Raw genomic sequence first — 12,270 nt, 5'->3', positions numbered from 1 at the left:
ATCATGATCGCTCGTTTTCTTCATCATCCAATCCGGCATGATAGGGGCCTGTAAAGCGGCGGCCTATGAGAAAGAGCAAAAGGATTGCGGCTGCGACCAGTCCGCCGAGCCATATGAGGCCTAGCCCGCAGACAATGCCGATCGCCCCGGCGGCCCAGATCGCGGCGGCCGATCCTGCACCCTGCACGATGTGGCTCTCCCGGAACAATGCTCCTGCGCCGAGAAAGCCGATGCCAGTCATCACACCGCTCATGACACGGCCGAGATCGATGGACAGGCGTGGATCCTTGATATCGAAACTTGCCTCCATGAGACCAATGACGAGAGCACAGGATGCGAGGGACACAATGAAATACGGTCGGAAATCGACTGGTCGGCGATTGTGGAAACGCTCCAGCCCGATGAGGAGTGAAAACAGGACCGCCGCACCGAGCCGGATCAGGACATCGACCCATGTAAAATGAAGGGGCGCCAGACTGGCCATTACGGGCAAACCATCGAACCTTGTCGCCGTTCCGTTCGCCCGGTGGGTCACCAGAACATTGCGAACGCGCCGTTGATATCGGTGGCCATCAAATTGGGAGAGGGCCTTCACGAGAGGAATCACCGGTCTGCCCTTTGCTCGGCATTCCAGCACAATCGCTGAGGGAGTTCGATGCCTCGTTCCAGTTTTTCACCGCCCCATCTACGTGCGCTTTTGCGGCGGCACGTTCCCGAGGCATTGGTATGGCGGCGCCGCATCGCCTTTTTGGGTGGGGCCGTACTGACCGGACTTGTCGCCTTGCTGTTCGCGCGGCTGGCGGATGAGGCAAGTGAGATGTTCCTCGCGCTAACAGGTCGCTGGCCGCTGGCGCCGCTGCTGATCACGCCATTGGGATTTGCAGCGATCGTCTGGTTGACGCGCAAGCTGGCGCCTGCCGCGAGCGGTTCGGGCATTCCACAGGTAATGGCGGCCTCGCGCGATCCCGACGACGGGCTCAGCCGCCTGGTGTCTGCACGCATCGCCATCGTGAAATTCATCATGACGGTCGCTGCCCTGTTGTTTGGCGCATCGGTAGGTCGGGAGGGGCCGACGGTGCAGATTTCGGCTTCGATCATGGGCTACGCGCATCGGCTGATGGCCGTTCCCTTACGCGCTTCCGTATATATAGCCGGAGGCGCGGCAGGCGTTGCAGCCGCTTTCAATACGCCGCTCGCCGGGGTGGCCTTCGCGATCGAGGAGCTTGCTGCGGCCTATGAGCAGCGCATGGCCTTGCTGGTGATGGCGGCCGTCCTCATCGCCGGCATGGTGAGCCTTGGCCTAGCTGGTGATTATGTCTATTTCGGTGTGATGGGTCAGACGTTGAATGTGCACCAAGCGCTTTCCGCGGCCCCTGTTGCTGGCGTGATCGGCGGCCTAACGGGCGGATCCTTTTCACGCCTGATGCTTTCGGCGGGCAGAGTCCCAACGGCGCCGATGCGCTGGTTGCGCAGCCATTCTGTGCTATTCGCCACGGGCTGCGGCTTCGTCGTAGCCTTCCTTGGCGTCGCGACCGGCCTGACCTGGGGAACCGGTTATCAGACCGCCCACGCCGTTATAGCAGGTTCAGACGTGCCGATGTGGTTTGGGGCAGCGAAATTCATCGCGACATTGGCCACAGCGATTTCCGGGATTCCAGGTGGTATCTTCGCCCCCTCCTTATCAGTCGGTGCCGGAATTGGGGACGTTCTGCGCAGCATATTTCCAACTTATCCTTCAGGAGCCGTCATCCTGCTTGGGATGGTGGCTTATTTCACCGGCGTGGTGCGAGCGCCACTCACGGCCGTGATTATTATTTCGGAAACGACGGCGAGCCGTGGTCTGATGATGCCGTTGCTCGCAACAGCGCTGATCGCGGATTTTGCTGCGCAACTCGTCAGCAAGGAGCGACTCTATCATGGCCTTTCCCAACGCTTTGAAACCGGAGTTGAACGTAAAATCGACGGATAGAGCCGTTCCGAATCTCGGATTGTGATGCAGCGTCGCAGCGGGGCGGCGAGCGAGGCAGGGTTGCAACAATATCGATAGTTCAGCTACATACTATGCTGAGCTGCCTGGCGGTGGGTGAGGCAGTGCCCCCCGAAACGCAGGAGCACACCCAATGCCACATGTTTCGCGAATTCTTGCCGCGGGTTTGTTGGTGGCCTCCTGGCTTTTCCAACCCGTGGCCGTGGTCGCACAGACCGCCACGAATCGGATGGTCACCTATGCGGATATTGCAGACCTGTCCTTTGCCGCCGAATTGGTGGCGCTGGTGCATATCGATTCAATGATACCGATTGATCCGTCTCGTTCTCCGGCCAAACGCACCGGATACCGCCGCTTCTACATCGAGGCGGAAACAAAGGCTTTGCTGGTGAGCAAGAAGCCTCTTGGCCGATCAGTTAGATACCTGGTTGACGTTCCACTGGATTGGCATGGTCGGTCGGAAGATCTGAAAGGTGAAGAAGCCTTTATCTTCGCCCGCAGAGTGCCGGGGAAACCTGGAGAGCTGCAGCTCGTCACTCCTACTGCGCAGTTGCGCTGGAGCGCCTCGCGGGAAGCGCGCCTGCGCGATTTGTTGACCGCCGCCATGTCGCCGGATGCCCCTCCCCACGTTACAGGTGTTCGTACTTTGCTGCATGTGCCCGGCACGTTAGTGGGTCAGGGACGAACACAGATATTCTTGGAAACGAACGGATCGTCCACCCCGGCGATCACGGTACATCGTCGTCCGGGCCACTCTCCAAACTGGACCGTATCCTTTTCGGAGCTCATTGCAGATGTGGGAAGCCCTCCTGCAAGCGATACTCTTGAATGGTACCGCTTGGCTTGCTCGCTCCCTGATCAGCTGCCTCCCGGCGCTCACATTTCCTCAACCCCAGAGGCTCGTTCTACAGCTTTGGCTGACTACCGTGTTGTGATGAACTCTCTTGGCCCGTGTGACAGAAGTCTACGATTTCGGCCGCAGATTGCCGCTAATTCATTATTTCCCGCAACATAGGCGGGGGAGCTTGACCACCTCAAAGTGCGCTCACCTACCGCCAAATTAACCTTTTGGTGGGGCTTGCAGCTGCACAACGAGCTGGGAAATGGGCGAGGTCATATCAGGCTAAGACCGACCGCCACGGCTGCTACGGCAAGGAGGATGGCGGCGACCATCAACAATCCGTCGCGGACCAGAAGCGCTAGCCCGAATGCGGCGATCGCTCCCATCGGCGCCGTGGTCGCAAGCGGCAGCAGTTCGAGCGGCGGGACCGTAAGCGCCATCAGGATGATCGCCCCCGCCGCCACGCGTACGAACGGGCCACTCGTCAACATCGGCATGCGCCCATGGAACCAGCGGTCCATGCGCTTGGCGAACGGGCGGATCTTCTCGATCGCCTTGGCAACCCTGCCAGCGGATATGGACCGTCGCTGCACAAAGCCGGGCAGCCACAAATGCTTGCGCCCAAGCAGCAGCTGTCCAGCGACGAGGATGATGAGTACGGCCAGCAGCGTGGGCAGGCCTGGCACCGCGCCGACGGGAGAAATGTCGATCAGCGGCAGGAGGATCAGGAATGGACCGTAACTGCGATTACCCAGTGCTTCCACGACGTCGCCCAGCGAGACTGTGTCAGCTTTGGACGCCAGTTTGCGCAGGCGGTCGAGCATGTCGCCCAGGCGATGAGAATCAGTTGACGCGTCGCGCACCTGGCCGGCCCATGCGATGCCCGGATCCGAACGGCCTGTCATCCGCCCGACAGAGATAGCCGGACCGTCAGCAGCATTCAGTCCGCGAAGCGCGCGATGGCGATGCTTGCCTTGAGGCTGACTGATTTTCCGGTCGAGCCCTGTTCGTTTATCCTCGTCCCTGTTCATCCTGTCACCTGTCAGCATGAAGAATGGCGTAGAGAGGCGCGGTCAGGGCCGCGCCCCTCTGGTCGTCAGCTGCTTCCGCCGACTTTGCCGGGCGTTCCGCTCGCCGTTCCGGTGCTGCTGTCGCCAGCGATGGTGCTGGGTGCTCCGGAGGTGCTGGTCGAGCCTTGGCCTGTCATTCCCTGCTGCACGCGCAAGTTGTTCTGAACATGCTTGATGCCAGAGACGTTTTCGACACAATCCTCGGCGCGGCGCTTGGCGCTGCGGTCGCTGACCGACCCGGATAGGGTGACTTCTCCGTTGGCGACGGACACTTCGAGATTGGACGCGTCCAGCCAGGGATCGTCGCTCAGGCGATCACAGACATCCTCGCGGATTCGGTCATCCGAGCGCGCATAACCCTTGGGCCCGCGACCGCGATGCTCGTCCATGCGGCGGCGGCGCTCCGCTTCGTCGTCACCGAACCAGGAGCGGACCTCATCACCGGCGCGATCCCACCAGCCCCGTTCTTCTCCGCCGCGAACATCGTCACGGCCATAGCCGCCGGAAGAGCCCTGGTAGCCGGCATTGTAGCGGCCTGATCTACCGCCAAAATCGCTGGAGCCCTGGCCATAATTGCCGCTGTACCGTGAGGCCTGACGGTCATAGGCCGAATATCCGCCGCGATCCTCGGAACGGCCATATCCCCGGTCAGACCCAAAGCCCGTTTCGCCGTAGCTGCCATAGCCTCTTTGGCCCCGAGAACCGCCATAGCCGCGGCCGCTGGATTCCCGGCCGGCGTAGCGGCGATCCTCGTCACCGACATATCGGCCATAATCTGCGCCATAATAGTTCATGCCGCCGCCGCGTTCCCGGTCGTATCGGCTGCCACCATCATCCTCATCTCCCCAGTCGCGGTAATCACCGCCTGATCCGCGATTGCGATCGCCGCCATAGCGGGTTTCATCTCTCCACCTATCGGCCATGTCAGTATCCTTTCCTGCAGGTGCGTCATCGTCCGGCATGACTGACGGAATGCTCCGGCGACCGGCGAAAGCGCAAAAGGTCAATTCACCGCAGGTGGTGGAGTTCCGGTGATATCAACGTGGATGTCATCGGCTGAGGTGGTCAGGTTCGGGAGTATGTTGAACGCGCCAGCATCGCCCGCTCAATGCTGATCTCCATGCACATATGTCAGTTCATCGAGCCCGCCGAAGCGGAACCAGCGATATCCATGCGCCTCGATCATGATGTGATGCCGGCAATCGGCGTCCGCTTCGCTGCGACGCGCAGTCTGCAGGCAGATCAAGCCGCGAGGATCGGCGCTTTCCTCCAAGCAGAGCGTGAATTCGATGGCTCGTCCGGAGAAATTATGGACATAAACCGATGTTTCCCCCTGCCAGTCGTAGCGAAGGACAAGGATGCTGGAGGGACAATCCAGAACCGAGCATCGACCGCGCCCGAGTTCCGGCAATTCCTTGCGCAGCCTGACGGCGCGCTCCGTCCAGTTTAGAAGCGAGTCGCGATCGCTTCTTTGGCTCGAAACGTTGACCTGAAGGAAGCCGTAGGGCCCCGTCTCGATCGGCGGGCGTATGGGCTTGTCGGATGTGCTGAAGCCGCCGTTGACGGCAGCCGACCATTGCATTGGCGTGCGCGCCGCGTCCCGCTCCGGCAAGGACAGGTCATCGCCCATGCCGATCTCGTCCCCATAGCGCAGCACAGGCGTTCCGGGCAGGGTGAGCATCAGGCTGTAGGCGAGCTCAAGCCGCGCGCGGTCGCCGCCCAGCATCGGCGCGAGGCGGCGCCGGATGCCGCGATCATAAATCTGCATGTCCGGATCTGGCCCGAACGCGGCGAACACTGCCTGGCGCTGCTTCTCGGTCAGACGGCCGAGGTCCAGTTCGTCATGGTTACGCAGGAAGTTCGCCCATTGGGCGGTCTCCGGAAGGCCGTTCGACGCGGCGACGGCCTTCTTCAGCAGGCTGGCATCGCCCGTCGCCATGGCGTGGAAAAGCGCCTGGTTGACCGGAAAGTTGAAGACCATGTGGATCCTGTCGCCGTCTGCTCCGAAATATTCCATCGCCTCGTCGGGCGGGATGTTCGCTTCGGCCAGCAGCACGGCATCCCCCTTGCGCCACTGGGCCATGGCGCGGATCTCGCGCAGCAGGTCATAGGCAGGTTCAGGGTCATCTACATTGATGCCGTCAGCGGCGATCAGGAAAGGCACGGCATCCATGCGGAAGCCGGAAACGCCCAGTTGCAGCCAATAGCCCACGATCTTCATGATCTCCGCCTGCACATCGGGATTGGCGATGTTTAGGTCAGGTTGGAACTTGAAGAAGCGGTGGAAATACCAGGCCTTCGCCTTGCGGTGATAGGTCCAGGTCGATTTTTGGACACCGGGAAAGACGACGCCCTTATGCGCATCGTCGGGCTTCTTGTCGGCCCAGATGAAATAGTCGCGAAAGCGGGACTTGGGATCGGCCAGTGCCGCCTGGAACCAGGGATGCTGATCGGAACAGTGATTGACCACCAGATCCATGATGACCCGCATGCCGCGTTGATGGCAGGCGTTGACGAATTCGACGAAGTCACCCGGAGAGCCGTATCGCGGATCGACGCCATAATAATCGGCCACGTCATAGCCGTGGTCGCGGTGCGGCGAAGGTTGGAACGGCGCGAGCCAGACAGCGGTGACGCCAAGCCCCTGCAGATAGTCGAGCCGTCGCATGGCCCCGCGAAAGTCTCCTATCCCGTCACCGTTTGCGTCCAGGAAGCCGTCGAGTGACAGGCTGTAGATGATCGCATTCTTATACCACAGGTCCGGGATCATGCCGCGCCCCCGATGCGCAGGATCAGGCCTTCGCCACCTGCAAGGCTGTCGGGCACGGCGGGCAACGCTCGCGCTTCGCGTGCGGAAAGCCTCACGCTGGCTCCGCGCCATTGAGCGGGAAGGGTGAGCGGTGCGCTATCCGCCGAAAGATTAAGAATGACGCCGATATTTTCGCCGCGTTGGTAAGCCAGAAGGTCAGCATCAAGAGCGACCCGGCGATAGGAGCCTGTCAGCAGGTCCGGTTCGGCGCGGCGCAGGCGGAGCAGGGCTCGATATAGGTTCAGCATCGATGCTTCCTCGTCGCGCTGCACAGCGGCATTGCGCTCCTTCCAATCAGTCGCCAGCGGCAACCATGGCTTCGAAGGCGAAAAACCGGCAAAGTCGTCGCGGGACCACTGCATGGGGGACCGCGAACGGTCGCGATTGAAGCTGATTCCCGGCTCGTTGATCGCGGCAGGATCGAGCACGGTCTCCTGCGACATGTCGATGTCGGCGATGCCGATTTCGTCACCATAATAGAGCGTCGGGGTCCCCCGCAGCGTCAGCAGAAGCATGGCCGCGATCCGCGCCTGTGCCTCGCCGACACGCGCGGCGATGCGCGGCTGATCATGATTGCTCAGCACCCAATTGGGCCAGCCCCCCTCCGGCAGCGCACTTTCATATTCATCGATGAGGGCGCCGATCGCTTCGGCATGCCAAGGGCAGTTGATGAGCTGGAAGTTGAAGGGCAAGTGCACGCCCTTATTGTCATGACCATAATAAGCCATCAGCCGGTCGATGGGCAGGTAGATCTCTCCGATCAGTAGGCGGCCCGGATAGCTGTCGATCACCCCGCGCAATTCGGCGATGACGTCATGCACTTCCGGTTGATCGGCGGAGTGAACCTGGAGAAAGCGATCGATGTCGGGCCGGTCAGGCGCATAGGCTGGATTGCGTGGATTGTCGCGAAACTGCTCGTCCTTGATCAGGTGCCAGATCACGTCGACGCGGAAGCCGTCCACGCCCTTGTCGAGCCAGAAACGTAGGATGTCGTGCATGGCGGCGCGCACTTCGGGGTTGCGCCAGTTGAGGTCGGGCTGATCGGCCAGGAAGGCGTGATAATAATATTGCCCGCTCGCGTCGTCCCAGGTCCAAGCGCTGCCGCCGAAATTGCTTATCCAATTGTTCGGCGGCCCGCCATTCGGCGCCGGGTCGCGCCAGATATACCAGTCACGCTTCGGATTGTCGCGGTTCGACCGGCTTTCCTGAAACCAGGGATGCTGGCCAGAACTATGGTTCGGCACGAAATCGAGCAGCAGCTTGAGCCCGCGTGCATGGACCTCCTCCAGCAGTCGGTCGAAAGCGGCCATGTCGCCGAACAGCGGGTCGATTTCACGATAATCGGACACGTCATAACCGAAGTCCGCCATCGGAGATCGGAAGATAGGCGAAAGCCAGATCGCTTCCACGCCAAGCTCCGCGATATGGTCGAGCCGACGGCGGACGCCTTCCAGATCGCCCACGCCATCGCCGTCGCTGTCCTGGAAGGAGCGGGGATAGATTTGATATAGCGCCGCCTCGCGCCACCAGCGGCTCATCGTGCTTTCCTCCCCAGTGCCAGCGCGCTTGCGGCTGCTGCGATCAATGCGCCCGCTGTGCCCAACGCCACGCGATGCTTGCTCGTCCACCAGTGCGGACTGCGCGTGCGGGCGATCGCGTCGAACCGGCCATGAGCGCCGTGATCCCCGGGCACCGGCTCATAGAGATTGTCGCGATAATCAGGCCCGACCCGTTCCTCGTCCTGCTGGCTCGCGACCCCTGTAGCGCCCAGATAATGATCGAGCGCGGACGAAGCGAAGCGGTCGCCCCAAATGGCCTCCAAAGCTGGAAAGCCGACGATCACCTGCTTGCGTCGATGATGCGCGGCGAAATGGATCGCGTCCGCCGCCACTTCCGGCTGATAGGGCGGGCTTGCGGGCCGCGCCTTCGTGGGAAAGCTGGTGCGTATCCAGTCGAACTGCGGCGTGTTGACGCCCGGTAACTGCACCATCGAAACATGGACCCGGCTCTTTTCGTGCAGCAATTCGGCGCGGATCGAGTCCTGAAAGCCCTGGAGCGCGTGCTTGGCGCCGCAATAGGCCGACTGGAGCGGAATGCCGCGATAGGCGAGCGCTGAGCCAACCAGAACGATGCTGCCTCGGTTTCGAGGCACCATCCGCTTGAGCGCGGCCATCACGCCATGCACCTGGCCATGATAGGTGACGTCCGTGACACGGCGGTAATCTGCAAGGTCCATGTCGAGGAAGCGGGATAGCACGCCTGCGAAGGCGGCATTGATCCAGATGTCGATTGGACCGAAGCGCGCCTCCGTTTCCTCTGCTGCGGCTTCGACAGCGGCCGCATCGGCTACGTCGAGTGGAAGCACCAGCGCCTCGCTGCCAGCTTCCTCCACTTCGCTCGCCGTGGCTTCCAGCCCGTCCTTGCCACGCGCGATCAGCGCGATGCGCGCGCCTTCCTGAGCGAAGCGGCGCACGACCGCTCGTCCGACACCGGCGGAAGCGCCCGTGACCACAATGACTGGACGATGATTATTCTTCATAATTCTCCCCTTCTTCCAAGAGCCGCTATCCGATCAGCGGTGCGGCAAGCGATGGCTTGAATGGTGAGTGATGGGTTCACCCCGCCGACGGTCGGGAAGACGGAGCCATCGCAGATCCACAAATTGGGCATGTCCCAACTGCGGCAATCGGCATTTACGACACTCGTCGCCGGGTCATCGCCCATGCGCGCGGTGCCGTTAAGGTGGCAGGTGTCCTCTTCCTCACGCCAGATTTCGCGCGCGTCCACCGCCTCCAAGGCCTGCTCCATGAAAGGCAGCGCATGCGCCAGCATGGCGCGTTCGTTGTCGCCATAGGAAAAGCTGATGCGCGGGATGCGCAGTCCATATGCATCGACTTCGTCGGCCAGCGTGACGCGATTGGCGGGGGAAGGCAGAACCTCGCCCACCATTTTGAGGCCGACCGAATGATTGGCGCGGTTCATCTCGTCGACTAAAGGCTGGCCCCACAGGCGCCGCCCCCCTGCGAGCGTCTGGGCCCAGCCGATCGGCAGTGGGCCTTGGTTCATATAGCACCAGCCGCCATGATAATTCTTGCCGCGATCCTCGTAGTTCCAGTGTTCGGTGAGCGCGAGGCTGGGCGGTGCCTTGTAGGAGCGAACCTCCTGATCCACCTGTCCCCAGACCGCCTGGTTGAGCTGCACCATCAGGTTGCGCCCCACCAGTCCCGAGGAATTAGCAAGGCCATCGGGGCAGAGCGTGCTCGCCGAGTTGAGGAGCAGCCGGGGTGTCTCGATCGCATAGCCGGCGACAACGACATTGCGCGCCTTCTGGAAGCGCCATGCGCCTTCCCGATGATAATGAACGCCCGTCGCCAGACCGCGTACGTTCGTCTCGACCCGACCGACCATGGCAAGGTCGCGGATTTCCGCCCCCGCACTGAGCGCGCGGGGGAGCCAGGTGTTGAGCACCGACTGTTTCGCGTTGGTCGAGCAGCCGATGGTGCACATGCCGCGATAGACGCATGGGTGCGCCTTGCCGCGCGGCGAGGAGAGGGTGGCGATGGGCGTTTCGCTCCATCCAATGCCCAGCGCCTCGGCTCCGCGGGCGAGCAGCGCCGCAGATGCGTTCAGGGGGTGCGCCCGGCGGGGATAGCGAGGCCGCTTCGGACCCCAGAGATAGTTCACCGGCCCGGCGATGGCGAGCGCCTGCTCCACCTCGTCATAATATGACCACATCTCGCGCCAGTCGATCGGCCAGTCGGCACCATAGCCCAGCAGGCTGCGGCTTTTGAACCATTCGGGGCGAAAGCGCAGCGCGACCATGGCATAATGAACCGTCGATCCGCCCACTCCCTTGCCGCTGTTGTTCGCACCCAGCTTGAGCGGGTTCGCGCCTTCAACGATGCGATCGTCGTTCCAGTAAAGCTGGGACTGGTGACGCTCGTCCGAGGCGAAATCCTCCAGGGGTTGCCAATAGGGGCCCGCATCGAAGGCCACCACGGAAAAGCCGGCTTCTGCAAGGCGGCAGGCAAGCGTCCCGCCGCCGGCTCCCGTGCCGACAATCGCAAAATCGACGGCTTCTTTTTCCCGATGCTGCCGCATCGGCACCCAGCCGCCCGGAACGAACACATCGGGTGCGCGCCCGGCCTTCGCTCGCGCCTCATGTTGCATCTTCAGCGCCTTCCCACGGATCGCGCCGATCCGCGTCCAGCCGCACATAGCCGCGCGGGCTGGCGGGGCCGCCGAACCCCATGGCGCTCCACGCCGAAGGATGCGACCAATAGGCTGCGACGATGTCAGGTATGAGCCGCCAGATGAAGAAAATGTCCGGCGGCATATCGGCCCAGGCGGGATCATGCGCTTCGCCAGCTTCGATCATGCGCAGAAGCTCGTCCTGCAGCTTGCCGTCAAGCGTATCGAAAGCGCGGCCGTAGCGAGCGCAGGCCTCCGCCTCGATGGCATCGAGCCCGCGCGACCAGGCGACGCGCAAAAGCGGGAGCCGGTGGTGCCGGTAGCCATCGCCTTCCTCGCCCGCAATCTTTTCCAGCAATATCGCAGCCGCATTGACCGGCGGCCGCCCTTCGGGCTGCGGGGTGATGCGGTCAATGACGGCGCGGAGCGTCAGCCGCTGCCGGTCCGTCAGCACGTCCTGCCGCTCGGCAAGCGCGATCCGTTCGGCAATGGTGCGGCGGGTGATCGCGTCCCAGCTCTGGCTGTCTGCTTTGGCCAGCACATCATATCCGGGAAAGCGATCAGCCATCACGACGGCCGATCCTGTGAAGAGCGCCGAGGCCGGCCACCGCGAGGCCGGTGAAGGCCGCAGGGGCGGGCAGCGGCGGACCGGCGAACAGGTTCTGCCTCCAGTTGCGCCACCCACCCATCCGCCGGGACACGCCATAAGCGTGGAAAGCAGCGCCAGCGAAACCGAGCACGGCTGTAAGGGCGAGAAGGGCCATCGTTGCCGGCCGCGCCCTTGCCAGCACCGCGTCGGCGGCGAGCGTCACAGCTGCAACCGGCGGCACGGTGACTGGAAGCCACATGGCCGGGTTCTGAAACGCGCCCCGGAAATGGAGTAGCGTCGCCTCTGCCGAGGTGCCAAGGATGCCGATGGCGCACAAGGCGCCCAATGCACGTCCGTTCGAAACGGATGGCTGCGCTGCCTGATCGGCCGCCAGACCTAGCGCACCGGCAAGGACAAGAGCGGCGGGCGCACCGAGCGGCGCCGCATGGAACAGATTGCTCCAACCGAAGCCGCCGGGGCGCTTGCCGATGTTGAGCAGGTGGAATCCCATTCCGAGCAGCCCGACGGCCATGGCGCTGCCTTGACCCACCAGGCGCGCATCCCATCCAGCCGCACCGCGCCCCGCCATGAGTCGGGCACCGTCTATTCCAACATTCACGCTCGAGGCCGCCAGCGGCAACAGCATCGCCGGATTGCGAAAGGATCCGCGATAATGTTCGAGCCCGCTATCGAGCAGCACTGCGATATGCATCAATCCCGCCCCGGCCGACAACAGCCGGACTGCGGGATCGGGTATTTGTCTCGCCGCTATATTCAAGGCGC

Annotated in this window: 11 protein-coding genes; 2 read left to right on the top strand and 9 right to left on the bottom strand. The window is 62.5% G+C overall.

Features of this window, described 5'->3' with window-relative positions; genetic code table 11:
- Nucleotide 1: 1 nt before the first annotated feature.
- Nucleotides 2-607, bottom strand: coding sequence for an MgtC/SapB family protein (locus L286_RS41035; protein ID WP_238559333.1), 606 nt, complete (start codon nt 605-607; stop codon nt 2-4).
- Between the two features lie 48 nt (nt 608-655).
- On the opposite strand from L286_RS41035, the gene L286_RS41030 reads away from it, so the two are divergent.
- Both L286_RS41030 and L286_RS48065 read left to right on the top strand, forming a co-directional pair.
- Nucleotides 656-1,969 carry a chloride channel protein gene (locus L286_RS41030; RefSeq protein ID WP_031293501.1) on the top strand — a complete coding sequence of 438 codons (1,314 nt, stop codon included), beginning with the start codon at nt 656-658 and terminating at the stop codon, nt 1,967-1,969.
- A 151-nt stretch (nt 1,970-2,120) separates the two neighbouring features.
- Nucleotides 2,121-3,002 (top strand): hypothetical protein, encoded by an 882-nt coding sequence (locus tag L286_RS48065; protein WP_084498544.1) that lies wholly within the window; start codon nt 2,121-2,123, stop codon nt 3,000-3,002.
- A gap of 98 nt (nt 3,003-3,100) precedes the next feature.
- On the opposite strand, the gene L286_RS41025 is transcribed toward L286_RS48065, so the two are convergent.
- The 8 genes from L286_RS41025 to L286_RS40990 all read right to left on the bottom strand — a co-directional run bounded on the left by L286_RS41025 (nt 3,101) and on the right by L286_RS40990 (nt 12,199).
- Nucleotides 3,101-3,859 (bottom strand): exopolysaccharide biosynthesis protein, encoded by a 759-nt coding sequence (locus L286_RS41025; RefSeq protein ID WP_238559332.1) that lies wholly within the window; start codon nt 3,857-3,859, stop codon nt 3,101-3,103.
- A 65-nt stretch (nt 3,860-3,924) separates the two neighbouring features.
- Complete coding sequence (locus L286_RS48060) at nt 3,925-4,821, bottom strand: BON domain-containing protein (protein WP_084498543.1); 897 nt, start codon at nt 4,819-4,821, stop codon at nt 3,925-3,927.
- 182 nt (nt 4,822-5,003) lie between these two features.
- Nucleotides 5,004-6,668: an alpha-amylase family protein gene (locus L286_RS41015; protein ID WP_021223830.1), complete on the bottom strand. Its 1,665-nt coding sequence runs from the start codon at nt 6,666-6,668 to the stop codon at nt 5,004-5,006.
- Nucleotides 6,665-8,245 carry an alpha-amylase family glycosyl hydrolase gene (locus L286_RS41010; protein WP_021223829.1) on the bottom strand — a complete coding sequence of 527 codons (1,581 nt, stop codon included), beginning with the start codon at nt 8,243-8,245 and terminating at the stop codon, nt 6,665-6,667. The genes L286_RS41015 and L286_RS41010 overlap by 4 nt, the downstream gene beginning before the upstream one ends.
- Nucleotides 8,242-9,246 carry an SDR family oxidoreductase gene (locus L286_RS41005; RefSeq protein ID WP_021223828.1) on the bottom strand — a complete coding sequence of 335 codons (1,005 nt, stop codon included), beginning with the start codon at nt 9,244-9,246 and terminating at the stop codon, nt 8,242-8,244. Before L286_RS41005 ends, L286_RS41010 begins: the two co-directional genes overlap by 4 nt.
- The gene (locus L286_RS41000) at nt 9,243-10,877 is read right to left on the bottom strand and encodes a GMC family oxidoreductase (RefSeq protein ID WP_021223827.1); all 1,635 of its coding nucleotides are present in this window, start codon (nt 10,875-10,877) and stop codon (nt 9,243-9,245) included. The genes L286_RS41005 and L286_RS41000 overlap by 4 nt, the downstream gene beginning before the upstream one ends.
- On the bottom strand, nt 10,867-11,466 hold the full coding sequence (locus L286_RS40995; protein ID WP_021223826.1) for a gluconate 2-dehydrogenase subunit 3 family protein: 600 nt from the start codon (nt 11,464-11,466) through the stop codon (nt 10,867-10,869). The genes L286_RS41000 and L286_RS40995 overlap by 11 nt, the downstream gene beginning before the upstream one ends.
- Nucleotides 11,459-12,199: a hypothetical protein gene (locus L286_RS40990; RefSeq protein ID WP_021223825.1), complete on the bottom strand. Its 741-nt coding sequence runs from the start codon at nt 12,197-12,199 to the stop codon at nt 11,459-11,461. Before L286_RS40990 ends, L286_RS40995 begins: the two co-directional genes overlap by 8 nt.
- Nucleotides 12,200-12,270: the final 71 nt, after the last annotated feature.

Source organism: Sphingobium sp. HDIP04 (assembly GCF_000445085.1).
Taxonomy (GTDB): domain Bacteria; phylum Pseudomonadota; class Alphaproteobacteria; order Sphingomonadales; family Sphingomonadaceae; genus Sphingobium; species Sphingobium indicum.
The sequence above is the reverse complement of the archived record's forward strand: the minus strand, read 5'-3'. Positions and strand labels throughout refer to the sequence as shown.

Coding starts and splice junctions, on each gene's coding strand:
- L286_RS41030 (WP_031293501.1), top strand. CDS start 656: ATGCCTCGTTCCAGTTTTTCACCGCCCCATCTACGTGCGCTTTTGCGG.
- L286_RS48065 (WP_084498544.1), top strand. CDS start 2,121: ATGCCACATGTTTCGCGAATTCTTGCCGCGGGTTTGTTGGTGGCCTCC.
- L286_RS41025 (WP_238559332.1), bottom strand. CDS start 3,859: ATGAACAGGGACGAGGATAAACGAACAGGGCTCGACCGGAAAATCAGT.
- L286_RS48060 (WP_084498543.1), bottom strand. CDS start 4,821: ATGGCCGATAGGTGGAGAGATGAAACCCGCTATGGCGGCGATCGCAAT.
- L286_RS41015 (WP_021223830.1), bottom strand. CDS start 6,668: ATGATCCCGGACCTGTGGTATAAGAATGCGATCATCTACAGCCTGTCA.
- L286_RS41010 (WP_021223829.1), bottom strand. CDS start 8,245: ATGAGCCGCTGGTGGCGCGAGGCGGCGCTATATCAAATCTATCCCCGC.
- L286_RS41005 (WP_021223828.1), bottom strand. CDS start 9,246: ATGAAGAATAATCATCGTCCAGTCATTGTGGTCACGGGCGCTTCCGCC.
- L286_RS41000 (WP_021223827.1), bottom strand. CDS start 10,877: ATGCAACATGAGGCGCGAGCGAAGGCCGGGCGCGCACCCGATGTGTTC.
- L286_RS40995 (WP_021223826.1), bottom strand. CDS start 11,466: ATGGCTGATCGCTTTCCCGGATATGATGTGCTGGCCAAAGCAGACAGC.
- L286_RS40990 (WP_021223825.1), bottom strand. CDS start 12,199: ATGCATATCGCAGTGCTGCTCGATAGCGGGCTCGAACATTATCGCGGA.